The organism is Rhizobium aethiopicum (genome assembly GCF_900094625.1).
In the GTDB taxonomy this organism is placed as follows: domain Bacteria; phylum Pseudomonadota; class Alphaproteobacteria; order Rhizobiales; family Rhizobiaceae; genus Rhizobium; species Rhizobium aethiopicum.
Genome location: NZ_FMAJ01000003.1, coordinates 148,934 through 171,937 on the forward strand (window position 1 = coordinate 148,934; position 23,004 = coordinate 171,937).

Genomic DNA, 23,004 nt, shown 5'->3' on the forward strand with positions numbered 1-23,004 from the left:
GATTGCTGAGCCCCGCATGCCCGAAACCGAAAAACCGCTCTTCGGCCACCCATGGATTTTCATCCGCGGCGTCCCGTCCCTGAATTTCCTACCGCCGGAAGGGCCGTCGGAAGTGGCCTTCGCCGGTCGCTCGAACGTCGGCAAATCGTCGCTGATCAATGCGTTGGTCGGGCAGAAGGGCCTGGCGCGCACGTCGAACACGCCGGGACGGACGCAAGAGCTCAATTATTTCGTTCCGGACGGCTATTCCGGCGAAGGCAGCGATCTGCCGCCGATGGCGATCGTCGACATGCCGGGATACGGTTATGCGCAGGCGCCGAAGGAGCAGGTCGACAAATGGACGAAGCTCGTCTTCGATTACCTGCGCGGCCGCGCGACGCTGAAGCGCGTCTACGTCCTGATCGACAGCCGCCACGGCATCAAGAAGAACGACGACGATGTGCTTGATCTGCTCGACAAGGCGGCCGTCTCCTATCAGCTGGTGCTGACCAAGACCGACAAGATCAAAGCGCCGGCCGTGCCGAAGCTGCTTGCCGAAACGGCGGAAAAGATCCGCAAGCGTCCCGCCGCCTATCCCCATGTCCTGTCCACATCGTCCGAAAAGGGCGACGGGTTGGACGATCTGCGCCAGGCGATCGCCGAAACCGTCGGCATAGCCCACTGGAAATAGGGGCCCTGGGGAGGGCTAGCGGTTGCGGAATCGCTGAAACAGCCAAAAGTTTATTTGTGCCGACCGGAGAAAACTAACGGTTGACGGCGCGCGTTAACCCACCTATATAGTGGTTACCGAATTTTGCTTGCTGGCTTGGTTATCGCGCGTCTGGCACCGCGGCCTGAACGAACTTCCTTTCAAAAATCGCTATCACCATCCGTATCGCTTTGGCGCTGCGGTTCTTCAATATTGCTATGAAAGGGTTCATCATGACCACTGGCACAGTTAAATGGTTCAATTCCACCAAGGGCTTCGGCTTCATTCAGCCTGACAATGGCGGCGCTGACGCCTTCGTTCACATCTCGGCCGTTGAGCGCGCCGGAATGCGTGAACTCGTCGAAGGCCAGAAGATCGGCTTCGACCTTGAGCGTGACAACAAGTCGGGCAAAATGTCCGCTTGCAATCTCCAGAACGCTTAAATCGATATCTGCTTCCCTTTGACCACGGATGTACTGGCACTGCCGGAAGCACGTTATCCATTCAAGGCCAGGCAAATTTGCCTGGCCTTTTTGTTTTCGCTCGCGCATCGAGCCTCGCATCGGAGCCCACATGACCCAAACATTCAGCAAATCCCGCCGGCGAGCCGAGCTCGCCTTCGGCAAGGTCCAATCGCAGTTCTTCGCAAAGAACAAGGCGGTCGAAGAACGCGAATCCGACGCTGAATCCCTCCAGGCGAAGACGTTGCGGCTTCGGGAGGCGCGGCTTGCCAAGGAACGCAATGACCAGGCGTCGGCGACGTCTGCCCTCATTGCTAAGCGCGCCAGGGCCTCCTGACGCAAGACCGCGGCCAAGTGCGCGCCGTGCCGACTGCATTGGTTCGTCGTGATCCGTCGACCGGGAATAGCCCTTTGCGTCGCCGCAGCCGCCGTGTACCGACGCCGTATTTTCGCAGAAAATGCGTTAGTGCGGTTGAAGGAGCGGGCATAGGTACGGACCTGAGCCGTGCCAGCAGTTCACTCATACCAAAGGAGCCGCAATGACAGAAGATGCGAAAGAACTTCAGTCGATCAACACAGCGTGGCAGATCGCCATTCAGGAGATTTTGCGCATGGTCATCCGAGATATGTATCACGGCGGGGGCGAGGCGTCGTTCAAGACACATATCAAACGGATCGAAGAGGCGGCCGTGGACAGTATTTACACCGATTTGCGGCTGCGCGGCACAGATGAATGGACGGAAGTCCTCGTCAAGGAACGGGCGAGCAATTTCGTCACGACGCTGTTGACATCGTTTACCTACGATCGAGCATAAACGGGCTTTGCTAAACACATTGCGATTTTTGTATCGGCTGCTCGATGGGTCCTGTCGATCGAAATATTCCAGGCGGTTTTGCGGAGATCGACCGTCGCTTTATCGGGAAATTACTTGTCGAGGACGTGCGACATTGATTGCGCTTGCGCCGTCGCAGTTTTTGAAGCAACGCTTCATCTCATGCTGTTGAAGAGCAGCGGCATACGCGAGCAATCGTTCATGACGGACACCAAAGACGAAGCCCTATCGCCGGAAGGCGTCGGCAACCTGCCCCATCTCGCCGAAGCCCTCGACGACGACCGGTTTCGACACTTTCTCGATCATGTCCCCTTCGCGGTAGTCGTCTCCGAGCTCGGCGGCACCTGCGAGACGCTGATTTACGTCAACCTCGAATTCGAACGGCTCACGGGGCTCCCGGCCCCACAAGTCGAGGGAAAGCGCTGGTCTGATATCGTGTTGAATTGCGCCGCTGTCTCCGAAGATGCAACGCTCACAGCCGCCGTGACCACGGCGGAGGAATATATTGGTGCCTTCTCGCTCACGGCCAAATCCGGAAACAGTGTCATTATCGACGTATGGTCGAACACGATCGTCAACGATGATGACATCCCGCTTTTCCGCCTGGTGGCTTTTGCTGCTCGCAATGAGGTGACGGTCGGCGAGAGCTTCAGCGACCTTCTGGCTGAGAAAGACGTCCTTCTCAGAGAACTTCAGCATCGCGTGAAGAACAATCTGCAGATGATAACGGCGCTCATCCGGATGGAGGCGCGCAATGCCCAAAAGAACGAAGAAAGCGAGAGGTTCGCACGCCTTGCGGGGCGGATCGAAGCCTTGGCCCTCCTCTATCGTTCATTGTCGGAGGAAGAAAAGGGCGCCACCATCGATCTTGGCAGCTATGTAAGCCAGATCGCCGCCTCGGTAATGGCGGCCCACGCCGTGGAAGGCATCCGGCTCGACATGAAAGTGGACACATGGCCGGTTTCCATAAACGTGGCCATGCCTGCCGGGCTTGTCATAAACGAGCTCCTGACGAATACGCTCAAGCATGCTTTCGTAGGGCGTGATGGCGGTGAAATCACGCTACGCTGTGTCGTCAGCGATACCGGATGCAGGATCACCGTTGCCGATAACGGGGTCGGCCTTCCTCAAGATGTGCAGTGGCCGAACCCCGGTAAGCTGAGCGCGATGATCATACAGTCGCTGAAACAGAACGCCCGCGCCGAGGTCGAAGTAACCTCGTCCCCCAACACCGGCATGAGTGTCTCCCTCGTCTTCCCGAGAACCGAAGCGGCGCAATAGGCCTGCTTCAAGGGAGTGAGATCCCGACCCTCCGCAAGAAGACGAGCCGGCATCATGTCTGAGCGTCGTCCGGACATGTCGAACTACGGAAGGCCGCGCTGAAGAGTTTCAGACAGGGAAAATTGATTACGATCGACGCACCGTTATGGCCGGTGCACCGTGCCGCTTGCAATGACCGGGCCGGTCGCCTGCCCGGCCGGCGAGCCGCCGAAGGGTTCCAGGCTGACGGCAAGGGTCGCGCCATCCGTGACATGGCTGCGCAATTCGGCCGGAATGACGAGCTCGCCACTTTCGCCCGGCTGAAAGACGCCGAGCGATTTCGGCATGCCGCTGCCCCGTACCAGCCACAGTTCGAGCGACTTCTCCTCCGGCTCGCCGGCGGCGACCGGCACGATCTTCAGCCGGCCGCTTTGCAGCTCGTAGGAGGCGAGAAGATTGATGGCGTTGTTCTGGCCGGAAAGCGCGGCCACGAGCGGTGACGGCCCCTGCGGCTGCGGCACCACGCCGGAGGCGAAGATCACCGCGCTGGCAGCGACCACGACGCAGGCAAAACTCAGCGAGCGCCAGAAAACCGCCGAATTCCAGAGCCCTTGCGAAAAGGATACGGGTTTTGCCGCATCGCCGAACAGCCGAGACTCGATCTGCTTGAAGGTTTCGCGGTTCGACGCGGCACCGTCATATTCGTCGTTGAAGGCAGAGAGATTGGTTTCCCAGCGGCTGACGATCGCCGCAAATGTCCGATCGTGGCGCATGCGCTCTTCCACCACCCGGCGATCCTGCAACGACAGGACGCCCAACACATATTCGCCGGCGAGAACCTCGTCGCGGGAGCGGTCTCCCTTGCTTTTGTCGGGCGATGTCATCGTTCCATGCACTCTCTCAGTTTCAAGAGGCTACGCCTGAGCCAGGTCGGCATCGTGTTCAGCGGGACACCAAGATGATCTGCCAGTTCCCGACAGCTCAGCCCTTCGACATAAGCCCGTTTCACGGCGACCGCACGATCAGCTTCCAACTCTTCCATGCAGGTGTCAATCCGCCTTCCTTCATCCTTCGTCACCGTCTGCCTTTCCGGCTCGGGTTCGGGACCGGCAAGATCGTAAGCGCGGCCGAGTCCGTCGGCGGCGGGCTTGCGCGCGCGCAACCGATCGGTCGACCGGTTGCGTACAATCGCGGCCAGCCATGCCGAGGATGAACCCCCAGGCTGCCTCAAAACTCCGGGCAGCGACGCGGCCGATCAGGTCCTTGATCTCGTTGCCCTGCATGCCGTTCCTCATATCTTGCTTGCGCTCACCCGGCGGTCGAACTCATCCGGCTCCGTGCCACATACGAAAACTATTGCGCGCTGGATTATTCCCTCTGTCAGAAACTTGCGATAAAAGGCCGCGATCAATTCTGCGGGGGTTCCCATGAACGAAACCGAAAGCGAACTTCAGGCACGGCTTCTGGCCAAGGCGCTGCCCTTCATGCAGCGTTACGAGAACAAGACAATTGTCGTGAAATATGGCGGCCACGCCATGGGCAACCCCGAGCTCGGCAAGGCGTTTGCCAGCGACATCGCGCTTTTGAAGCAGTCCGGCGTCAACCCGATCGTCGTTCATGGCGGCGGCCCGCAGATCGGCGCCATGCTCAACAAGATGGGCATCGAATCGAAATTCGAGGGCGGGCTCCGCGTCACCGACCAGAAGACGGTCGAGATCGTGGAGATGGTGCTCGCCGGCTCGATCAACAAGGAAATCGTCGCGCTGATCAACCAGACCGGCGAGTGGGCGATCGGCCTTTGCGGCAAGGACGGCAACATGGTCTTCGCCGAAAAGGCGCGCAAGACCATCAAAGATCCGGATAGCAACATCGAGCGGGTGCTCGATCTCGGCTTCGTCGGCGAAGTGGTCGAGGTCGACCGCACGCTGCTCGATCTGCTCGCCCGCTCCGAGATGATCCCGGTGATCGCGCCGGTGGCGCCGGGCCGCGACGGCGCCACCTACAATATCAACGCCGACACTTTCGCCGGCGCCATTGCCGGCGCGCTCAATGCCACCCGCCTGCTGTTTTTGACCGACGTGCCCGGCGTGCTCGACAAGAAAGGTCAGCTGATCAAGGAGCTTTCCGTCGCCGAGGCGCATGCGCTGATCGCCGACGGCACGATCTCCGGCGGCATGATCCCGAAGGTCGAGACCTGCATCGATGCAATCAAGGCCGGCGTGCAGGGCGTCGTCATCCTGAACGGCAAGACCGCCCATTCCGTCCTGCTCGAAATCTTCACCGAGCACGGCATCGGAACGCTGATCGTTCCCTGATCAAGGCTGCGCCCTTCACCCCACGAGGGGCGCATCTTCCTCACGCCGGCGCGCAGTCTGCCCAGCTCGTCCCTCCTCTCGCCTTTGTCCGGCGAGACCGAGGGCACCGGATTCGCCGATGTTCGAGGCAATTCGCTTGCGCGAGCGCGCGCCTGACTTCCCTTTTGATTGGCTGGCCGACCCACAGTACGCGGCGGGAAGCGCTGCGACGTTGCCTCTGTCGGACAGCCCTGAACATGACATCAGGGGGGCCGGCGGCGGGCCGATCCGCCTTTTATCGGAATTGACGAATCGCGGGGCGGCGGCATGTTTTTGCTTGGCGTGACCTTCCGCCGAACCTCCTTCGATCCTCCGCGGCAGGGTCTTTAGCAGGAGGCAAAGGGACTTCCGTCTCGGGTCGTCAACCTCAGCCCTGATGTTTCGGGGTCGCTTGCCGGGGAAGCCGTCCGAGACCGGAAAGGCCGAGATATGACCGAAAACGGAAACCTCAAACGCCGCGTGCGCGCCCGCGCCGCCAAGACGGGCGAGTCTTACACGACCGCTCTCATGCATGTGCGCCGCGCTTCCCCAAAGGACGAAACGCCACCAGCCAGGCGGCTGCGCCTGGCAGTGGCACAGACCAGGTGTTATGACGATCCGCGAGATATTGCCGGGCTTCGTGAAAGCGGGCGGGAAATGCGCGGGCTAATGCGGCAGGCGCGCGGTGCCGGCGCGCGGCTTCTGCATTTCCCCGAAGGAGCGACCTGCGCGCCGAACAAGCGCATCATGTCTGCTATCGGCCCGCGGGAGATCGGGCCGTCCGACTGGCGTCGGTTCGAATGGGACGTGCTGCGCGAGGAACTGGATGCAACGCGCAGCCTCGCGCGCGAACTCGGGCTTTGGATCGTGTTCGGATCGGTGCACCGGCTGACCGAGCCGCACCGGCCGCACAACAGCCTCTACGTTGTCTCGGATCGTGGCGCGCTGGAGACGCGCTACGACGAACGCCTGCTCTCCAACACCAAGATCTCCTTCATGTACACGCCGGGCTCGATCCCCGTCACATTCGAGATCGACGGCATCCGCTTCGGCTGCTCGCTCGGCATGGAATGCCATTATCCTGAGATCTTCGCCGAGTATGAGCGGCTGGACGTGAACTGCGTGCTGTTTTCGACTACCGGCGGGTCGCCTTCCAACGAGCCGTCCTTCGCCGCCGAGGCGCAGGGACATGCGGCGACCAACAGCTATTGGGTGAGCTTCTCGATGCTGACCTACCCCGGATCGGAAGGCCAGCCAGCCTCTTCCGGCATCGTCGCCCCCGGCGGGCGGTGGGCTGCGCAGTGCGCGGCGGATGGAGCACCCGCGATAGCGTTTGCGGATATCGACGACAATGCCGGCGATCTCTCCCGGCCGTGGCGGCGCAAGGCCCGATCAGGGCTCTACGGCCCGCACCACGTGGAAGGCGACCCGCGCAGCGACGGGCGGGATACGTTCTAGGTGGTAGGTCGACACAACCGGCGCGCATGCGCCGGTTGTGGACGCACCGAGGCCGCACCCTAAGATGTGCCCTAAGGGGCCTCGAAGGGCGGGGCGGGTGCGCTGGCGGTCGATGGTGCAAGGAGCACCGCTGCGGTGTGTCCTTCGAGGCTTCGCCCCGCGGCCACGCACTTCAGGATGAAGGATGTTGCCGCGACTGATGATCACCGCGACCTGCGCTTAAAGCGACCGAAGCGGCATTATCCCTCGAGCAGGTCGCAAATCGCACAATGAAGCCTTGGCAAGGTTTCGAATCGTGCTTTAGGTTGCCGCCCGAAAACGAAACGGGTCGAGCAAAAAGATGCGCCTTACAGACTGCTATAACTTTCACGATTTCCGGCGCATGGCCAAGCAGCGTCTTCCCGGGCCGATCTTCGACTATATCGATGGCGCTGCCGATGACGAGGTGACCTATCGGCGCAATACGGCGGCCTTCGAGAATTGCGATCTGGTGCCCGATGTTCTCAGGGGGGTGGCCGATGTCGATATGTCGGTGACGGTCATGGGGCAGAAGCTCGCCATGCCGGTCTATTGCTCGCCGACCGCGCTGCAACGGCTTTTCCATCATCAAGGCGAGCGGGCGGTGGCGGCGGCAGCGGCGAAGTACGGCACGATGTTCGGCGTTTCCTCGCTCGGCACGATCAGCCTGGAGGAGGCAAGGCAGATCAGCGACGGGCCGCAGGTCTACCAGTTTTATTTCCACAAGGACCGCGGGCTGAACCGCGAGATGATGGTGCGGGCGAAGACCGCCGGCGTGCAGGCGATGATGCTGACGGTCGACAGCATCACGGGCGGCAACCGCGAGCGCGACAAGCGCACCGGCTTCGCCATTCCCTTCAAGCTCAATCTCGCCGGCATGATGCAGTTTGCGATCAAGCCCTCCTGGGCGATCGACTGGATGACGCATGAGGCTTTCCGGCTGCCGCAGCTCGAGAACCACGTCAAAATGGACGGCGGCGCGTTGTCGATCAGCCGCTACTTCACCGAAATGCTCGATCCCTCCATGTCGTGGAACGACGTGGCCGAGATGGTGCAGGCCTGGGATGGGCAATTCTGCCTGAAGGGCATCATGTCGGTCGAGGACGCCAAGCGCGCGGTCGAGATCGGCTGCACCGGCATCGTGCTTTCCAATCATGGCGGGCGCCAGCTCGACGGCTCGCGCAGCGCCTTCGACCAGCTTGCCGAAATCGTCGATGCCGTCGGAGACCGCATCGACGTAATGATGGATGGCGGCGTGCAGCGCGGAACCCATGTTCTCAAGGCCCTGTCGCTCGGGGCGAAGGCCGTCGGCCTCGGCCGCTACTATCTCTTCCCGCTCGCCGCCGCCGGACAGCCCGGCGTCGAACGGGCGCTGGAGACGATGCGCACCGAGCTCGAGCGCGACATGAAGCTGATGGGCTGCACCTCGGTCGACCAGCTGACGCGGCGCAATCTGCGCTTCCGTTCCTGAGCGCAGGCGGACGTTATCCCGGGCCGCAGCCTTCCTGCGGATGCGGCCCTCACACGTATCGGCGTCAGACCAGGTTATAAATCGTCGCCGCCTCCTGCTTCAGCTTTTCCATCATCGACCGGTAAGGCCCCGGACCATAGCTGATGCGGCCGACGCCGAGCTTTGCCAGGGTTTTCACATCGGGGGCGCCCGCCCGCATCATGATGTTGACCGGCAGCGACGAGGCCGCGCAGATCTTTTCGATCAAGGCGGGATCGATCAGGCCGGGCACGAAGAAGCCGTTGCCGCCGGCCGCCGCATAGGCCCTGCCCCGCTCGATCGCCTCGTCCACCAGGCTCGCATGTTTGGAGAGATCGCTCTCGGCCAGAAAGAGGTCGGTGCGGGCGTTGATGAAGAAGGGCATGTCTTTGCCGTCGGCCATGGCGCGAATGGCGCGGATGCGGGCCGCCTGGCTCTCGATGGGATAGAGCCCATCGCCGGCGACGACCCGATCCTCGAAATTGATGCCGATGGCGCCGACATCCAGCAGCCTGGCGACATTGGCGGCCGCCCCCTGAGGCTCCGCCGAGTACGCCCCTTCGAAATCGACCGAAAGCGGCAGGTCGACAGCATCGGTAATGGATTTCGCCGTCTCTATCAGCACCGACATCGGCAGTTTCTCGCCGTCGGCAAAGCCGTGGGCGGCGGCGACTGACCAGCTTCCCGTCGCAAGCGCCTTGGCGCCGGCATCGGCAACGGCCTTTGCCGTACCGGCGTCCCAGATATTGTAGAGCACGATCGGATCGCCCTTCTTATGAAGCGCGGCGAATGCCTTGGCCTTTTCAGTCTGGTTCATGCTGTCTCCTCCATCCTTGCTTGGGTACTGATTTTCTCTTCATGCCGCAGCAGCCATTGCTTGCGCCAGAGCCCGCCGCCGTACCCGGTCAAAGAACCATCGGCGCCGAGGATACGGTGGCAGGGCACGATGATCGCAAGCTGGTTGGCGCCATTGGCGCGGCCGACGGCACGCACCACTTCCGGCCTTTCCATCTCCCTGGCGAGATCGCCATAGGTGCACGTCTGACCGACGGGAATGTCCATCAGCTTTGCCCAGACATGCTTTTCGAAGGGCGTGCCGCCGATTGCCAATGGCGTTCTGAAAACGGTGAGCCGCCCTGCGAAATAATCGCGGATCTCCGTCTCGATCTCATCGATCGCCGGGGTGCGGCCGATCGCGACGGAGGAGCGCACCCGCTTCTGCAGCGCTTCGAGTTCGGTCGACAGCGCCTTGCGGTCGTGAAATTCAAGAAGATGCAGATGCGCCTTGTCGGCGACCGCGACCATCGGCCCGAGCGGCGTATCGAACCAGTCGGCAAAGAGCAGTTCGCGGTTCTGCGAGAGCGCCGGCGCCTTGCCGACAAGCCGCTGGAAGGCCGCCCGGAAGCCACTCGCAGAGCCGTATCCGGCGTCGATCTGGGCATCGATGACGCGCGCGCCATCCGCCAACTGCCGGGCCGCTTCGCCGAGCCTGATATAACGGACAACGTCATGGAAGGTCATGCCGAGCGCTCGCTTGAAGGCGCGCCTCACGGTTGAGGGATCATGGCCGCGGCGCATCAGCTCATCCTCGGTCCAGCGGACGGCCGGATCGTTGTCGAGCGCGCCAAGCAATGCGTCGACGATCGGCTCCCGGCCCGGCTGCTCCAGCGGCCTGCAGCGTCGGCAGGGGCGAAAACCGGAATGCATGCAGGCGGCGATCGTCTCGAAGAACAGCGTATTTTCCCGCTTCGGCTTGCGCGCCGGGCAGGTCAGGCGGCAGAAGATGCCTGTCGTCTTCACGCAGACATAGGCCTGGCCCTCATAATCGGCGCTGCGCGCGACCAGGGCATCATAGAGCGTATCATCATCGGGGCGTTCGAACAGCATGTGCGCTTTCTAACATCCAACGCCGGCCGCGTCCGCCGAAAATCGGGCGTCTATTTTATTCCGCCGCGTCGAGGCTTTTCATATGCCGTTGCGGGCGCAGCATCGACTCCTCCTCGGCATCCTGCGGCGCACCCCAGAAACTCTCGAGCGTCGGGCCATTCTTGAGATGGCGGCGGCGAAAAAGAAATTCGAGGATCTCATGAAACCAGACGCGGCGGCCCATCTGCGTGTACCAGCGCATCGAGTGGCGCTGTTTTCGGTCGCGATGAAAGAGGATGCGCATCAGCGCCTTCGGCCGCGCCTGGACAGCAACCTCGATGAGCTTGACGCAGGCGACCAGCACGACGGGGTTCAGGTAGCGCATCTTCAAGACCTGATGCTTGTAATCCCATTTGCGAATATCGGTCTCGATCACCTGCCGGTCCCGGGCAATACGAAAGAAGGGCGTCCAGCGATGTGGGGTGACATAAAGTGCCTGGATCTGGTCGGGATCGTACGAGAGCAATTGCCGGAAGCCGCGCCAGAGATCGCTCAACTTTTCCTCTTCGAAACCGACGACCCAGGTCGCCATGGAGAGGATATCATGCTGGCGCAAAAGGCGGATCGCCTCGCGGTCGGTTGCCTTGGCCCCGCCCTTCTTGATCAGCGTCAAAGTTGCCTCGTCGGTGTTCTCCATGCCGAGGAGCCAGCGCACGACACCGGCCTCGCGGTAAAGATGCAGGATATCGGCATCGCGGACGATATCGTCCGCCCGCGTCGAGCCGACGATCTGGACGGGCACATTCTCGGCGATCATCGCTTCTAGGAAGGCCAGCCAGGCTTTTCGCGACGAGGTCGGATTCTCATCGGCAAGATTGATGAGCTCGACACCCTCTTCGCGATGGAGCCTGGCGATCTCGCGGGCGAACAGCTCCGGCGATCGGTGACGCCAGCGGGTCCAGAAACCGCGCTGGCCGCAATAATTGCAGAGATGCGGACAGCCTCGGGAGAATTGCATGACAACGGCCCGCTTGCCGCCCCAATAGCTATAGTTGGCATGGTCGATCAATTCCCAGCCGAGGCGATAGGCATCGAGATCGGCGATCGCCTGCGCCGGCTGGGTTGCCAGAACGTCGCCGGTGGCGTTGCGGAAGGCAATGCCGGAAACAGCCGCCAGCGGACGGTTCGTCGCCAAAGCTTCGGCAAGCCGCCGCATCGTCTCCTCGCCTTCGCCGCGCACGAGGATGTCGAATGCCCTTGTTTCGGCCAGCACCTCCCGCCAATGATAGGTCGGGAACACGCCGCCATAGATAATCAAGATTTTGGCGTCGCTGCGCTTGATCTCGTCCGCGATCGCGCGGGCAGTGGGATGAGCCGAAGTCGAGCCGGAATGGCCGATCAGCACCAGATCCGGACTATGATCCGTGACCCGGGCGACGATTTCGGCAATCGTCATCGGCCCGAACTCGGCATCGATAAGCTCGACATGATGACCGTCGTCGATCAGCGGACCGCCGACGGAAAGAAGGCCAAGCGGTGGAAGGTGATCATCGGGAATACGGCTGCCGATTGCCGTATGCGGCGGATTTATCAGAACGATCTTCATGCGACTTTACCCTTGCGGGTCCCCCTGTCTGACGCAGGCAGAAGTGACCAGCGATCAATGGCAATATTCAGCCAAAAACGCCTTTAAGTTGTGAAAATCTGGCGGCTTTTTTGCGGGCGTCGACGGCAAGCGGGCCGCCCGAGCAAAAGCCTTTGGTTTCGAGCAACAGCCGTGCCATAAGTCCGCCATGACCAAGATCGACCGCACGCCTGAAAAAGCCGATTTCGACCACGTCACCGACTGGGTTTTCGACCTCGACAACACGCTCTATCCTCATCACGTCAATCTCTTCGCGCAGATCGACAAGAACATGACCGCCTATGTCGCGGCGCTCCTGCAGATGGAGCGGGAGGAAGCCCGCAAGCTGCAGAAGCGGTATTATCTCGACCACGGCACGACCTTGCAGGGCCTGATGATCCATCACGGCATCGATCCGAATGACTTCCTCGAAAAGGCGCATGCAATCGACTATTCGGCGCTGACGCCACAGCCCGAGCTCGGCGAGGCGATCAAGGCGCTGCCGGGGCGCAAATTCATCTTCACCAACGGCAGTGTCAAACATGCCGAAATGACCGCCGGAGCGCTCGGCATTCTCGAGCATTTCGACGACATTTTCGATATCGTCGCCGCCGATTACGTGCCGAAGCCGGCGCAGGCGACCTATGACAAGTTCGCGGCGCTGAAGCGTGTCGACACCGGCAAGGCGGCGATGTTCGAGGATCTGCCGCGCAATCTGACGGTCCCGAAGGCGCTCGGCATGCAGACCGTGCTGCTCGTGCCGCGCAATCTGGAAGAGACCGTCGTCGAATGGTGGGAAAAGACCAGCGGCGAGGAGGATCACATCGATTTCGTCACCGACGACCTCGCCGCCTTTCTCGGCAAGGTGACCAGATCGGGCGGCTGACGGTCACGTTACCAAACTTTCACCCAGCTTACCGATGTTTAACTGGGTCTTTGAGACCGGCTGGCATAGCCTCCTTTCGTGAGGGGACACCTTACGAAAGGAATTACGATGTACCGCAACAAGCTGATACTGGCAGCGCTTTCCTCCGCCCTGATCTTCGGCGCAGCCGCCGGGACAAGCTTTGCCGCGCCCGGCGACGGGCCGCGCCCGCATGCCGGCATGGGCCGTCCCGGTCCGGCCGCCTTCCGCGAAGTCACCTATGTGAGAATGCTCAAGCAGTTCGACACCAACAAGGACGGCCAGGTCTCCAAGGAAGAGGCGACCGCGGGCCTGGACAAGATCTTCGCCGCGATCGACACCAATAATGACGGCTTGCTGACGCCGGGCGAAATCCGCCAGTACCGGGAAACGCAGATGAAGGCGATGAAGGAAGAGCGCAAGCAGGAGGTCAGTGAAAACGACGCCAACGCCGCGCCGGACATCTTGGACAATGACGATCAGGGGCGGCCGCCGCGTGAGGGGCATGAAGGTCGCGACGGACATCGCTGGATGCGTCATGGCGGCAACTTCATGCGCGCCTCGATGTTGATGCACCGGGTCGATACCGACGAGAACGGCCAGATTTCCAAACAGGAAGCCGTTGCCGCCTTCGACAAGCTGTTTGCGCGGATGGACCGAAACAAGGACGGCGTCATCTCGATCGACGACATGCCGGACCGGCCGTTGCTGTAAGGCCGACGAACCATCGCCCTCTGCTCTTTCCCCGCTCAACGGGGAAAGAGACCTGCCTCACGATCGACCTATTCGCGGTGCTCGTAGAATTCCTGGATGATCTTCCACGCGGCTTCGGCCGTGTCGACGAAGCTGATCAGCTTGACGTCGTCCGGCGCGATCGTGCCGAATTCGGCCAAGGCCTCGAAATTGATGATGCTTCGCCAGAAGGCCTCGCCGAAAAGGATCAGCGGCAGACGCTCCATCCGGCCGGTCTGGATCAATGTCAGGCATTCAAAGAATTCGTCGAGCGTTCCGAAACCGCCGGGAAAGACCGCGATCGCCTTGGCTCGCACCATGAAATGCATCTTGCGAATGGCGAAGTAGTGGAAATTGAAGCTGAGCTCCGGCGTGACATAGACGTTCGGGGCCTGCTCGTGCGGCAGCACGATGTTAAGGCCGATTGAGGGCGCGCCCTCGTCGGCCGCGCCGCGATTGCCCGCCTCCATCACGCCAGGGCCGCCGCCGGTGACGATGACATATTCCTGGAAATCAAAGCTCGCCGAATATTTCGAGCAGAGACGGGCAAATTTACGCGCCTCGTCATAATAGACCGAAGCCGCTTCCAGATTGGCGCGCTGGATCTCGTTGCGCGCCGCCCAGGCACTCTGCCCGGGGGCAGGAATGCGGGCGCCGCCGAACATGACGACGGTCGAGCGGATGCCGCGTTCGGTCAGCATCATCTCCGTCTTCAATAGTTCCAGCTGCAAGCGGATCGGCCGCAGTTCTTCACGGCAGAGGAAATCCTCATCGACATAGGCGAGGCGATAGGCCGGCGACATCGTCTGCGGCGTCTTCGGCACGGCCTCGGCGCGTTGCCTGTCGGTCGAGCTGCTCTTCAGCGGATCCCATACGCCATCCTTGCGCCTAGAACCGCCGTTTCGTCCCTTCGCCATGTCGAAATGCCTTTCAGTACTGCCGGCCGTGAAACCGGATATGTCGCTATAACGCCTTGAATCCAGGTGAACTTGCCCGAAAAATCATTCCATTCTATGGGCGCATGCTGTAGAGCAGGACGCAATCCCGCCAACCGCAATTCCGGAGACCTTGCCGTCTCCACGATAAAGATCGAAGTTTAAGGAATTCTCATGAGCGCCACCGACCTCGCATCCCTGGAAAAGACCATCGACGCTGCCTTCGATAATCGCGACAATGTGAACACGTCGACCAAGGGTGAGGTCCGTGATGCGGTCGAGGCGGCACTCGATCTGCTCGACGCCGGCAAGGTGCGTGTCGCGACCCGCGGCGCCGACGGCGCCTGGACGGTCAACCAGTGGCTGAAGAAGGCCGTGCTCTTGTCCTTCCGCCTCAACGACATGGAGGTCGTCAAGGGCGGCTCCGGCGATTCCACCTGGTGGGACAAGGTCCCCTCGAAGTTCGAGAACTGGGGCGAGAACCAGTTCCGCGCTGCCGGCTTCCGCGCCGTGCCGAACTGCGTCGTACGTCGTTCGGCCTATATCGCCCCGAATGCGATCCTGATGCCCTCCTTCGTCAATCTCGGCGCTTATGTCGGTGAAGGCACGATGGTCGATACGTGGGCGACGGTCGGCTCCTGCGCGCAGATCGGCAAACATGTGCATCTATCCGGCGGCGTCGGCATCGGCGGCGTGCTCGAACCGATGCAGGCTGGGCCGACGATCATCGAGGACAATTGCTTCATCGGCGCCCGGTCCGAGGTGGTCGAAGGCTGCATCGTCCGCGAAGGCTCCGTGCTCGGCATGGGCGTCTACATCGGCAAGTCGACCAAGATCGTCGACCGCGCCACCGGCGAGGTGATGTACGGCGAAGTGCCGCCCTATTCCGTCGTCGTCGCCGGCTCGATGGCCTCGGCCAATACGACGATGGCAAACGGCCAGCCGGCGCCGCATCTCTACTGCGCCGTGATCGTCAAGCGCGTCGATGAACAGACCCGCTCCAAGACCGGCATCAACGAGCTGCTCAGAGATTGATGACACCGGCGCGTTGATCCGGTAAACAGGCCGCGTCCTTTTACGCGAGGCGGCCCCGCCTTGCCATGTCTTTGCCATTCCCGCCGGATAGTTCGACCGCCATGACCGCTACCGATCCCGTCGCCAATCTGCAGACACTGATTCGCTGCCCGTCCGTCACGCCAGCCGAAGGTGGCGCGCTCACGGCGCTGGAAGCCATGCTGACGCCGCTGGGCTTCAAAGTCGACAAAGTGAAAGCCGAGGAAGCCGGAACTCCTGACATCGAGAACCTCTATGCCCGGCTTGGCAGCGATGGCCCGCACCTGATGTTCGCCGGCCATACCGATGTCGTGCCGGTCGGTGATGAAGCGGCCTGGACGCATCCCCCTTTTGCGGCGGAAATATCAAAGGGAGAGCTGTTCGGCCGCGGCGCTGTCGACATGAAGGGCGGCATTGCCTGCTTCGTCGCCGCCGTCGCCCGCCACATCGAGAAGAACGGGCCGCCCCAAGGCTCGATTTCATTCCTGATCACCGGCGACGAAGAGGGCCCGGCGATCAACGGCACGATCAAGCTCCTGCAATGGGCGGCCGAGCGCGGCGAGCGCTGGGATGCCTGCCTCGTCGGCGAGCCGACCAATCCGGACAAGCTTGGCGATATGATCAAGATCGGCCGGCGCGGCTCGCTGTCGGGCAGGATTACAGTGCAAGGCGTGCAGGGCCATGCCGCCTATCCGCATCTTGCCGACAATCCGGTGCGCGGCATGCTGCAGCTGACGCAGGCGCTGATGGATCCGCCCTTCGACGGCGGCACCGACGATTTCCAACCGTCGAACCTCGAGGTGACGACGGTCGATGTCGGCAATCCCGCCACCAACGTCATTCCGGCCAAGGCATCGGCAAGCTTCAACATCCGCTTCAACGATCGCTGGACCGTCGAAACGCTGCGCGCCGAGATCCTGCGACGGCTCGACGCCGCCGCCGGCAACGGCCAGCTGCGCCCGGGCAGAGAGCCGGTGAAATACGACGTCGTCTGGGCCGACCGGCCGAGCCACGTCTTCCTGACGCGCAGCAACGGTCTGATCGCCTCGCTGTCGTCGGCCATCGAGAACACGACCGGCCGGTCGCCCAAACTTTCGACTACCGGCGGCACGTCGGATGCGCGGTTCATCAAGGACTATTGCCCGGTCGTCGAATTTGGGCTCGTCGGTCAGACGATGCACATGGTCGACGAACGCGTCGCGGTATCCGACCTGGAGACGCTGACGACGATCTACGAGACCTTCATTGACCGCTGGTTCGCCCATGCCGGGTCTTAGGGAAGTCCAGTATTATCTGGCCGGCCTCTGGCTGCTGATCCGGATGGATCCGCGCGGCTTCCGCTTCCTCGATCTGTCGGAGCGCGGCGTCAACCGCTCGTTCTGGGCGATGGTCTGGTGCCTGCCGCCGATGGGCATTTCCTGGCTCTGGTGGCGACAGGCCTTCCTGCGGTCGATGCCGCCGCATGCCGATGTCAACGTTGCCTTTTATATAAGGCTCGGCTTCGTCGAGGTCGCCAACTGGTTCGTGCCGCTGGTTTTTGCCGGGCTGCTGCTGCTCGCCTTCCGCATGGGCGAGCGCTTCGCCCCCGTCGTCGTCAGCGTCAACTGGCTCGGCGTGCCGCTCTCCTATATCAACGGCCTGCTGCTGGCGCTGGTGTTCTTCCTGCCCGGTACCGTCGGCCTCGTCTCGCTGCTGCTGCTTGCCTTCATGCTGGCGCAGGTCTTCGCTTTGGCGCGCATTCTCAGGATGATCTGCCACGATCACGCGCTGATGGTTGGGGCGCTGACGCTGGTGCTGCTCGTGCCGTCGATGATCCTGTCGGAATATCTGCAGCACTTCCTCGGCATCTATCCCGCCTGACCGGGTTATCGCATGAGCATCAGGGATCGTCGTCGTTTTCGTCGGCGGGCCTGCGGCGGTCGGTGATCACCTCGGGATAATCCACCTGCAGGAAATAGAGCCCATCGGGCGGCGCCACCGGGCCGCAGGCCTTGCGGTCCTGCGCCTCGAGCGCTGCCTGGACATCGTCAGGCGCCCATTTGCCTTCTCCTGCGAGCTTCAACGTGCCGGCGAAGGAGCGGATCTGGTTATGGAGGAAACTTTGCGCCGTGGCGCGGATCTCGATCAGCTCGCCGTGGCGCGTCACGTCAAGCCGGTCGAGCGTGCGCACCGGGCTGTTCGCCTGGCAATGGGCGGAGCGGAAGGTGGAGAAATCGTGCCGGCCGACCAATCGCTGGGCGGCGGCGTGCATGACCTCGTGATCGAGCGCCTTCGGCACCCACCAGGCCTTGCCGGCTTCGAGCGCCAGCGGCGCCCGTCGGCTGACGATGCGGTAGAGATAATGCCGCCTGAGGGCCGAGAAGCGGGCATCGAAGAAGTCGGGAACCGCCTCGACGTCAAGAATGGAGACACGCTCGCCGGCGAGCCTCAGATGGGCGTTCAAGGCATTCTGCAGTTTATAGGACGACCATTCCTTCGAAAGATCGGCATGGATCACCTGCCCCATGGCGTGGACGCCGGAATCGGTGCGGCCGGCGCCGCGGATCGACACCGTCTCGCCGGTCAGCGACAGCACCGCCGCCTCGATCGCCGCCTGCACCGAGGGGCCGTTTTCCTGCCGCTGCCAGCCGACATAGGGCCCGCCGTCATATTCGACGGTCATGCGGAAGCGCGGCATCAGGAAAGCCTCGTGCCTGCACCGAGGGGTGTGCCTCGGAGGAAGTCGGCTGCGGCCAGGGGCTTGCCGCCGGCCTTCTGCAGCCGTGTCAGCCGTACCGCACCTGAAGCGCAGGCAATCGCGAGATCATCCGTCAGCAGCTCTCCGGCAGCGCCCTGCCTTTGCGCCAGCTCCGAGCCCAGCACCTTCACCCGTTCCGGCTTGCCGCCGATCTCAACTTCGAACCATGCGCCCGGGAACGGGGCGAGGCCACGGATATGATTGTGCACGTCCGTCGCATCTCTGGCAAAATCGATCCGCGTCTCGCCCTTGTCGATCTTGGCGGCGTAAAGCACGCCCTCTTGCGGTTGCGGGGTCAGCGGCAGGTCGTTCATCTCAAGCTTGACCATGGCTTCCGCCATCGCCTTGGCGCCAACCTGCATCAGCCGGTCGTGCAATTCGCCCGCCGTCATGTTCGGGCCGATCTCGACTTCGTGGGTCAGCGCGACGGCGCCGGTATCGAGTCCTTTTTCCATCTTCATCACCATCATGCCGGTCTTTTCGTCGCCCGCCATGATCGCCCGCTGAATCGGAGCCGCACCGCGCCAGCGCGGCAGCAGCGAGGCATGGCCGTTGTAGCAGCCATCCCGGGTGCCGTTCAAAATCGCCTCCGGCAGCAGCAACCCGTATGCGACGACGACGCCGACATCGGCCTTGAAGGCTGCAAACCTCTCGCGCTCGGCCGGGTCCTTGAAATTGACCGGCGTGAAGACCGGGAGACCGAGCAGTTCGGCCGCCTGATGCACGGGTGATTTCTGCAGATCGAGCCCGCGCCGGCCGCCCGGCCGCGGCGGCTGCGTATAGACGGCGACGATTTCATGCCCGGCGTCGACGAGCAGGCGCAGGGTCGGGACCGAGAACTCCGGCGTTCCCATGAAGATGATGCGAAGAGACATTTTATCTCGCCAGTTGAGGATCAGCCGTCTTCAAACGGGTTTACGAGCTTGAGATCAAGCCCCTCGAAATCTCTGGTGTTGCGGGTGGCAAGCGTCGCGCCGGTTGAAAGGCAGATGGCGGCGATCATGGCATCCTTCGTTTCCACCGGCCGCCCCACCTTTCTGCGCGTCGCAGCCAGCAGGCCGTAGCGGTTCGCCGCACTCAGCGAAAAACCGAGTATTCGACCGGCAAATTCGGACTCGATCCGGTTGAAGTCGGAGATCAATGCCGTCTTTCGCCTGCCGTCATCTAGGAGTTCAAGCCCGTAGCGCATTTCCCCGACGGAGATCGTCGTCAGGAAAAGCATCTCGACGTCGTAAGCGTCCAGCCAGTTCAATATCCGCTCGCTATGGGCCCTTCCCTGCAATTCGGAAATTACGTTCGTATCAAGGACGATCATCCGTCGAAACGTGGCGGTTCGCGGTCACGTTCGTGGCGAGACGCGGCGATAGCCTCCACTTCGTCATCACTCAATCTTTCCTCTCCCATCAGCGATCGCAGGCGCCGCCCTGCGGGCGCTCCAGAACGCTCCGCCACGATTTGTCGGCGGATGATTTCGATCGCTTCTTCGGAAAGGCTGCGGCCATTGCGTTGCGCGCTTTCCTGAAGCTGCCGCTTCATGGCGTCCGGAACGTCCCGGATAAGCAGATCACCCATTCGGCGCCTCCATTATGATATCAGCGATATCATAATGCCTTTCCGCCGCATTTTCAACGCGCCGTCAGAGCGCCTTGGATTTCGCCGCCTTGGTAAATTTCTTGATCACCATTTCCCGCTTCAGCCGTGAAATATGGTCGATGAACAGCACGCCGTTCAGGTGGTCGATCTCGTGCTGCAGGCAGGTGGCGAGCAGGCCGTCGGCTTCCACCGACTGTTCCTTGCCGTGGCGGTCGAGATATTTCACCGAAACCACGGCGGGACGCTCGACCTCGGCGTAATAGTCCGGGATCGACAGGCACCCCTCCTCATAGACCGAGCGCTCTTCCGAGGACTTGATGATCTCGGGATTGATGAAGACCTGCGGCTGCTTTTCCTCGCCCTCGCGCGACACGTCGATGACGAGCATGCGGCGCGGCACGCCGATCTGGATTGCCGCAAGGCCGATGCCCGGCGCATCGTACATGGTTTCGAGCATGTCGTCGGCAAGACGCTGCAGGTCGGCATCCACCCGCTCGATCGGCTTGGATATCTGGCGGAGGATCGGGTCGGGAAGAATGATGAGTGGCTTGATGGTCATGGCGTTCCCATAACCCATCTTTTCCGACTATGGAATTATCCGGCAGGCGGGGAGCGCGCTTTTTTGCTTCCCCGCCCGGAATTTCGCCATATTCGACTTAAGCCGCCCGGCGGCCAGCGACGACCGCATGGCCGCGGCGGCCTCGGAAGATATTGGGGACCGCCGATTTCGTTCACGTTTTGATCTATATCTCGTCGTATCTTCTGTTATGGTTGCGGCATGACCGTCAATTCCGAATCGCTCGCCCTTTCCATCGCCTCGATCAGCCCGGCCATGCTGGCGTTTGCCGGCGGCGCTCTCATCGCGCTCGTGCTGGTGATCGTCCTTCTCTTGCGCGGCGCCCGCCTTCGCCGTGAGCAGGCCGAGGAGGCGAGCCTGCGCGCTGGCGAAAGCGAGGCCCGCATGGGCGAACTTTTGAAAATCCAGGCGGAGATGCAAGGCCGCATCACGGCCATGGCCGAGGTTTTCGGCGCGCGCCAGAGCGAACTGAACCAGGCGATCAACCAGCGCCTCGACGGCATGTCTCAGCGCGTCAGCTCGACGATCACCGAGCAGACGAAGTCGACGCATGAGAACCTGCAGCGGCTGCAGGAGCGGCTGGCTGTCATCGATGCTGCACAGAACAATATCCAGACGCTCGCCAAGGACGTCGTCGGATTGCAGGCCATTCTTTCAAACAAGCAGACGCGCGGCGCGTTCGGCCAGTCGCGGATGGAAACGATCGTCGCCGACGGCCTGCCGATGGGCGCCTACGCCTTCCAGCAGACGCTGTCGAACGGCTCGCGGCCGGACTGCACGATCCGCATGCCGAACGGCGCACCGCCGCTTGTGATCGACGCCAAATTCCCGCTTGAAGCATGGAACGCGATCCGCGACGCCGGCAGCCCCGAAGCCGGCAAGATCGCCGGCCAGCAGTTCCGCCGCGACATGGAGATCCATATCCGGGATATTTCCGAGAAATATCTCATCCAGGGTGAAACCCAGGAGACCGCCTTTCTGTTCGTGCCGTCGGAATCGATCTTCGCGGAGATCCACGAGAATTTCGAGGCCCTGGTGCAGAAGGCGCACCGGGCGCGCATCGTCATCGTTTCGCCGTCGCTGCTGATGCTATCGATCCAGGTCATCCAGGCCGTGCTGAAAGACCAGCGCATGCGGGCGCAGGCGCATCTGATTCAGGGCGAGGTGGCTCTGCTGATGGACGATCTCGGCCGCCTCGACGAGCGAGTGCGCAAGCTGCAGGGCCATTTCGCCATGGCGCAGAAGGATATCGACATGGTGGTCACGTCAGCCGACAAGCTGACCAAACGGGGCGCCAAGATCGAGGCGCTGGAGTTCGAGGCAGGCGGAGACGCCAAGCCGGCCCGTGACGGCGAGACCCCGGCCAAATCGGTGGAAAGCCGCACCGGCCTTCTCAAACTTCGGGTGGTTGACGAGGAGTGACCGCTTCGGGCAGTGTCTCGCCCCATGAAATAGCAGGAGCATGGCGTCATCCGCATGCTCGGAAAGACGGGACAGCCTGATGATCACAGTTTTCGGATCCATTAACATGGATCTCATCGCCACGACCGAGCGACTGCCGAAGCCCGGCGAGACGGTGGCCGGCAACGGTTTTGCCACAGCAGCCGGCGGCAAGGGCGCCAACCAGGCGCTGGCGGCGCGCCGGGCCGGGCGCTACGTGCACATGGCCGGCGCCGTCGGCAAGGATGGCTTCGCCGCCGATGCGCTCGCCCTGCTCGATGAGGCCGGGACCGACCTCTCCCTCGTCAGACACGTCGATGGTCCCACAGGCACGGCGCTGATCCTCGTCGGCGGCGACGGCGAGAACATGATCGCGGTGGTTCCCGGCGCCAACGGCCTGGTCACGGCTGCCGATGCCGATGCGGCCGTCGGCAGGATGACGGAAGGCGACATCCTGATGCTGCAACTCGAAGTGCCCATCGCAGCCGTCGAACGCGGGCTGTCGGCCGCCCGTGCCAAGGGCATCACCAGCATCCTCAACCTCGCGCCCTTGATCCCCGATGCGCCGCGCCTCGGGCGCCTGGCCGATATCGTCATTGCCAACGAGACCGAGTTCGAGCGGCTCGCCGGACAGAACGGCATGGACACGCAAGCCCGCGAGGCCGCACTTGTCCGCCTGCATCAGGAGACCGGCCAGACGCTGATCGTGACGCTCGGCGGCGACGGCGTCGTGGCTATCCGCGACGGGGTCATCTCCAGGGCGCAAGGGCTCAAGATCGACCCCGTCGATACCGTCGGCGCGGGCGACACTTTCTGCGGATATTTCGCGGCCAGCCTCGACGACGGTCTCGACTTTCCGACGGCGCTGCGCCGTGCGGCGGTGGCCGGTTCGCTCGCATGCCTCAAATCAGGCGCGCAGCCGTCGATTCCTTTGAGTGAGGAAGTCGCAGACAGAATATAGGCTGGCTTCCCTGCGAAACGTGGCCACCCCCCTTCAATTTTA

Annotated in this window: 25 protein-coding genes and 1 pseudogene; 15 read left to right on the forward strand and 11 right to left on the reverse strand. The window is 62.2% G+C overall.

Features of this window, described 5'->3' with window-relative positions; translation table 11 throughout:
- The first annotated feature begins 16 nt into the window (after positions 1-16).
- The 5 genes from yihA (at position 17) to GA0061105_RS07805 (ending at position 3,263) form a co-directional block, all read left to right on the forward strand.
- On the forward strand, positions 17-670 hold the full coding sequence (gene yihA, locus GA0061105_RS07785) for a ribosome biogenesis GTP-binding protein YihA/YsxC (protein ID WP_092749240.1): 654 nt from the start codon (positions 17-19) through the stop codon (positions 668-670).
- Positions 671-921: 251 nt separating this feature from the next.
- Complete coding sequence (locus tag GA0061105_RS07790; RefSeq protein WP_003588915.1) at positions 922-1,131, forward strand: cold-shock protein; 210 nt, start codon at positions 922-924, stop codon at positions 1,129-1,131.
- A 130-nt stretch (positions 1,132-1,261) separates the two neighbouring features.
- Positions 1,262-1,486, forward strand: coding sequence for a hypothetical protein (locus GA0061105_RS07795; RefSeq protein WP_092749243.1), 225 nt, complete (start codon positions 1,262-1,264; stop codon positions 1,484-1,486).
- A gap of 202 nt (positions 1,487-1,688) precedes the next feature.
- Complete coding sequence (locus GA0061105_RS07800; RefSeq protein WP_092749245.1) at positions 1,689-1,964, forward strand: hypothetical protein; 276 nt, start codon at positions 1,689-1,691, stop codon at positions 1,962-1,964.
- A 219-nt stretch (positions 1,965-2,183) separates the two neighbouring features.
- The gene (locus GA0061105_RS07805; RefSeq protein WP_092749736.1) at positions 2,184-3,263 is read left to right on the forward strand and encodes a sensor histidine kinase; all 1,080 of its coding nucleotides are present in this window, start codon (positions 2,184-2,186) and stop codon (positions 3,261-3,263) included.
- Positions 3,264-3,406: 143 nt separating this feature from the next.
- Here the strand turns inward: GA0061105_RS07805 and GA0061105_RS07810 are convergent, their stop codons facing one another.
- Together GA0061105_RS07810 and GA0061105_RS07815 are read right to left on the reverse strand one after the other, a co-directional pair.
- Entirely contained in the window at positions 3,407-4,126 is a 720-nt protein-coding gene (locus GA0061105_RS07810) for an anti-sigma factor (RefSeq protein WP_092749247.1), read from the reverse strand.
- Positions 4,123-4,461 (reverse strand): annotated as a pseudogene (locus tag GA0061105_RS07815) (sigma-70 family RNA polymerase sigma factor); the annotation flags it as partial. The pseudogene GA0061105_RS07815 and the gene GA0061105_RS07810, both read right to left, overlap by 4 nt.
- A gap of 208 nt (positions 4,462-4,669) precedes the next feature.
- Between GA0061105_RS07815 and argB the strand changes: the two are divergent.
- From argB to GA0061105_RS07835, 3 genes are all read left to right on the forward strand, one after another.
- Positions 4,670-5,557: an acetylglutamate kinase gene (gene argB / locus GA0061105_RS07820; protein ID WP_092749249.1), complete on the forward strand. Its 888-nt coding sequence runs from the start codon at positions 4,670-4,672 to the stop codon at positions 5,555-5,557.
- A gap of 468 nt (positions 5,558-6,025) precedes the next feature.
- Positions 6,026-7,033: a carbon-nitrogen hydrolase family protein gene (locus GA0061105_RS07830; protein ID WP_092749253.1), complete on the forward strand. Its 1,008-nt coding sequence runs from the start codon at positions 6,026-6,028 to the stop codon at positions 7,031-7,033.
- Between the two features lie 340 nt (positions 7,034-7,373).
- Positions 7,374-8,522, forward strand: a complete 1,149-nt coding sequence (locus GA0061105_RS07835; protein ID WP_092749255.1) for an alpha-hydroxy acid oxidase — start codon at positions 7,374-7,376, stop codon at positions 8,520-8,522.
- Positions 8,523-8,586: 64 nt separating this feature from the next.
- Here GA0061105_RS07835 and GA0061105_RS07840 read toward each other — a convergent pair whose 3' ends face one another.
- The 3 genes from GA0061105_RS07840 to bchE are packed head-to-tail and all read right to left on the reverse strand — an operon-like array spanning position 8,587 to position 12,012.
- Positions 8,587-9,357 carry an isocitrate lyase/PEP mutase family protein gene (locus tag GA0061105_RS07840; protein ID WP_092749257.1) on the reverse strand — a complete coding sequence of 257 codons (771 nt, stop codon included), beginning with the start codon at positions 9,355-9,357 and terminating at the stop codon, positions 8,587-8,589.
- Complete coding sequence (locus GA0061105_RS07845) at positions 9,354-10,427, reverse strand: bifunctional transcriptional activator/DNA repair enzyme AdaA (RefSeq protein ID WP_092749259.1); 1,074 nt, start codon at positions 10,425-10,427, stop codon at positions 9,354-9,356. Before GA0061105_RS07845 ends, GA0061105_RS07840 begins: the two co-directional genes overlap by 4 nt.
- 55 nt (positions 10,428-10,482) lie before the next feature.
- A complete protein-coding gene (gene bchE, locus GA0061105_RS07850; RefSeq protein ID WP_092749261.1) occupies positions 10,483-12,012 on the reverse strand; it encodes a magnesium-protoporphyrin IX monomethyl ester anaerobic oxidative cyclase in 1,530 nt (509 codons plus the stop codon).
- Between the two features lie 187 nt (positions 12,013-12,199).
- On the opposite strand from bchE, the gene GA0061105_RS07855 reads away from it, so the two are divergent.
- On the forward strand, positions 12,200-12,916 hold the full coding sequence (locus tag GA0061105_RS07855) for a pyrimidine 5'-nucleotidase (protein ID WP_064693600.1): 717 nt from the start codon (positions 12,200-12,202) through the stop codon (positions 12,914-12,916).
- 108 nt (positions 12,917-13,024) lie between these two features.
- A complete protein-coding gene (locus tag GA0061105_RS07860; protein ID WP_092749263.1) occupies positions 13,025-13,648 on the forward strand; it encodes an EF-hand domain-containing protein in 624 nt (207 codons plus the stop codon).
- 68 nt (positions 13,649-13,716) lie between these two features.
- Here the strand turns inward: GA0061105_RS07860 and GA0061105_RS07865 are convergent, their stop codons facing one another.
- Positions 13,717-14,583 (reverse strand): LOG family protein, encoded by an 867-nt coding sequence (locus GA0061105_RS07865; protein WP_064693598.1) that lies wholly within the window; start codon positions 14,581-14,583, stop codon positions 13,717-13,719.
- Between the two features lie 192 nt (positions 14,584-14,775).
- Between GA0061105_RS07865 and dapD the strand changes: the two genes are divergently transcribed.
- The 3 genes from dapD (at position 14,776) to GA0061105_RS07880 (ending at position 17,514) form a co-directional block, all read left to right on the forward strand.
- Positions 14,776-15,636 carry a 2,3,4,5-tetrahydropyridine-2,6-dicarboxylate N-succinyltransferase gene (gene dapD / locus GA0061105_RS07870; protein ID WP_092749265.1) on the forward strand — a complete coding sequence of 287 codons (861 nt, stop codon included), beginning with the start codon at positions 14,776-14,778 and terminating at the stop codon, positions 15,634-15,636.
- A 101-nt stretch (positions 15,637-15,737) separates the two neighbouring features.
- Positions 15,738-16,931 (forward strand): succinyl-diaminopimelate desuccinylase, encoded by a 1,194-nt coding sequence (dapE, locus tag GA0061105_RS07875; RefSeq protein ID WP_092749267.1) that lies wholly within the window; start codon positions 15,738-15,740, stop codon positions 16,929-16,931.
- Complete coding sequence (locus tag GA0061105_RS07880; RefSeq protein ID WP_064693595.1) at positions 16,918-17,514, forward strand: hypothetical protein; 597 nt, start codon at positions 16,918-16,920, stop codon at positions 17,512-17,514. Before dapE ends, GA0061105_RS07880 begins: the two co-directional genes overlap by 14 nt.
- A gap of 19 nt (positions 17,515-17,533) precedes the next feature.
- On the opposite strand, the gene truA is transcribed toward GA0061105_RS07880, so the two are convergent.
- From truA to def, 5 genes are all read right to left on the reverse strand, one after another.
- The gene (truA, locus tag GA0061105_RS07885; RefSeq protein ID WP_064693594.1) at positions 17,534-18,331 is read right to left on the reverse strand and encodes a tRNA pseudouridine(38-40) synthase TruA; all 798 of its coding nucleotides are present in this window, start codon (positions 18,329-18,331) and stop codon (positions 17,534-17,536) included.
- Positions 18,331-19,266: a methionyl-tRNA formyltransferase gene (gene fmt / locus GA0061105_RS07890; protein ID WP_092749268.1), complete on the reverse strand. Its 936-nt coding sequence runs from the start codon at positions 19,264-19,266 to the stop codon at positions 18,331-18,333. Before fmt ends, truA begins: the two co-directional genes overlap by 1 nt.
- Before the next feature lie 20 nt (positions 19,267-19,286).
- The gene (locus tag GA0061105_RS07895; RefSeq protein ID WP_092749270.1) at positions 19,287-19,706 is read right to left on the reverse strand and encodes a type II toxin-antitoxin system VapC family toxin; all 420 of its coding nucleotides are present in this window, start codon (positions 19,704-19,706) and stop codon (positions 19,287-19,289) included.
- The gene (locus GA0061105_RS07900) at positions 19,703-19,963 is read right to left on the reverse strand and encodes a FitA-like ribbon-helix-helix domain-containing protein (RefSeq protein ID WP_092749272.1); all 261 of its coding nucleotides are present in this window, start codon (positions 19,961-19,963) and stop codon (positions 19,703-19,705) included. The genes GA0061105_RS07895 and GA0061105_RS07900 overlap by 4 nt, the downstream gene beginning before the upstream one ends.
- 64 nt (positions 19,964-20,027) lie before the next feature.
- Entirely contained in the window at positions 20,028-20,543 is a 516-nt protein-coding gene (def, locus tag GA0061105_RS07905) for a peptide deformylase (RefSeq protein ID WP_092749738.1), read from the reverse strand.
- A 219-nt stretch (positions 20,544-20,762) separates the two neighbouring features.
- Here def and GA0061105_RS07910 point away from each other — a divergent pair, with 219 nt between their 5' ends.
- A complete protein-coding gene (locus tag GA0061105_RS07910; protein WP_092749274.1) occupies positions 20,763-21,983 on the forward strand; it encodes a DNA recombination protein RmuC in 1,221 nt (406 codons plus the stop codon).
- A 79-nt stretch (positions 21,984-22,062) separates the two neighbouring features.
- On the forward strand, positions 22,063-22,962 hold the full coding sequence (locus tag GA0061105_RS07915) for a ribokinase (protein ID WP_092749276.1): 900 nt from the start codon (positions 22,063-22,065) through the stop codon (positions 22,960-22,962).
- The last annotated feature ends 42 nt before the right edge of the window (positions 22,963-23,004 follow it).

Bases quoted from the DNA above. Each gene is read 5' to 3' on its own strand.
- yihA (WP_092749240.1), top strand. From the start codon at position 17: ATGCCCGAAACCGAAAAACCGCTCTTCGGCCACCCATGGATTTTCATC.
- GA0061105_RS07790 (WP_003588915.1), top strand. From the start codon at position 922: ATGACCACTGGCACAGTTAAATGGTTCAATTCCACCAAGGGCTTCGGC.
- GA0061105_RS07795 (WP_092749243.1), top strand. From the start codon at position 1,262: ATGACCCAAACATTCAGCAAATCCCGCCGGCGAGCCGAGCTCGCCTTC.
- GA0061105_RS07800 (WP_092749245.1), top strand. From the start codon at position 1,689: ATGACAGAAGATGCGAAAGAACTTCAGTCGATCAACACAGCGTGGCAG.
- GA0061105_RS07805 (WP_092749736.1), top strand. From the start codon at position 2,184: ATGACGGACACCAAAGACGAAGCCCTATCGCCGGAAGGCGTCGGCAAC.
- GA0061105_RS07810 (WP_092749247.1), bottom strand. From the start codon at position 4,126: ATGACATCGCCCGACAAAAGCAAGGGAGACCGCTCCCGCGACGAGGTT.
- argB (WP_092749249.1), top strand. From the start codon at position 4,670: ATGAACGAAACCGAAAGCGAACTTCAGGCACGGCTTCTGGCCAAGGCG.
- GA0061105_RS07830 (WP_092749253.1), top strand. From the start codon at position 6,026: ATGACCGAAAACGGAAACCTCAAACGCCGCGTGCGCGCCCGCGCCGCC.
- GA0061105_RS07835 (WP_092749255.1), top strand. From the start codon at position 7,374: ATGCGCCTTACAGACTGCTATAACTTTCACGATTTCCGGCGCATGGCC.
- GA0061105_RS07840 (WP_092749257.1), bottom strand. From the start codon at position 9,357: ATGAACCAGACTGAAAAGGCCAAGGCATTCGCCGCGCTTCATAAGAAG.
- GA0061105_RS07845 (WP_092749259.1), bottom strand. From the start codon at position 10,427: ATGCTGTTCGAACGCCCCGATGATGATACGCTCTATGATGCCCTGGTC.
- bchE (WP_092749261.1), bottom strand. From the start codon at position 12,012: ATGAAGATCGTTCTGATAAATCCGCCGCATACGGCAATCGGCAGCCGT.
- GA0061105_RS07855 (WP_064693600.1), top strand. From the start codon at position 12,200: ATGACCAAGATCGACCGCACGCCTGAAAAAGCCGATTTCGACCACGTC.
- GA0061105_RS07860 (WP_092749263.1), top strand. From the start codon at position 13,025: ATGTACCGCAACAAGCTGATACTGGCAGCGCTTTCCTCCGCCCTGATC.
- GA0061105_RS07865 (WP_064693598.1), bottom strand. From the start codon at position 14,583: ATGGCGAAGGGACGAAACGGCGGTTCTAGGCGCAAGGATGGCGTATGG.
- dapD (WP_092749265.1), top strand. From the start codon at position 14,776: ATGAGCGCCACCGACCTCGCATCCCTGGAAAAGACCATCGACGCTGCC.
- dapE (WP_092749267.1), top strand. From the start codon at position 15,738: ATGACCGCTACCGATCCCGTCGCCAATCTGCAGACACTGATTCGCTGC.
- GA0061105_RS07880 (WP_064693595.1), top strand. From the start codon at position 16,918: ATGCCGGGTCTTAGGGAAGTCCAGTATTATCTGGCCGGCCTCTGGCTG.
- truA (WP_064693594.1), bottom strand. From the start codon at position 18,331: ATGCCGCGCTTCCGCATGACCGTCGAATATGACGGCGGGCCCTATGTC.
- fmt (WP_092749268.1), bottom strand. From the start codon at position 19,266: ATGTCTCTTCGCATCATCTTCATGGGAACGCCGGAGTTCTCGGTCCCG.
- GA0061105_RS07895 (WP_092749270.1), bottom strand. From the start codon at position 19,706: ATGATCGTCCTTGATACGAACGTAATTTCCGAATTGCAGGGAAGGGCC.
- GA0061105_RS07900 (WP_092749272.1), bottom strand. From the start codon at position 19,963: ATGGGTGATCTGCTTATCCGGGACGTTCCGGACGCCATGAAGCGGCAG.
- def (WP_092749738.1), bottom strand. From the start codon at position 20,543: ATGACCATCAAGCCACTCATCATTCTTCCCGACCCGATCCTCCGCCAG.
- GA0061105_RS07910 (WP_092749274.1), top strand. From the start codon at position 20,763: ATGACCGTCAATTCCGAATCGCTCGCCCTTTCCATCGCCTCGATCAGC.
- GA0061105_RS07915 (WP_092749276.1), top strand. From the start codon at position 22,063: ATGATCACAGTTTTCGGATCCATTAACATGGATCTCATCGCCACGACC.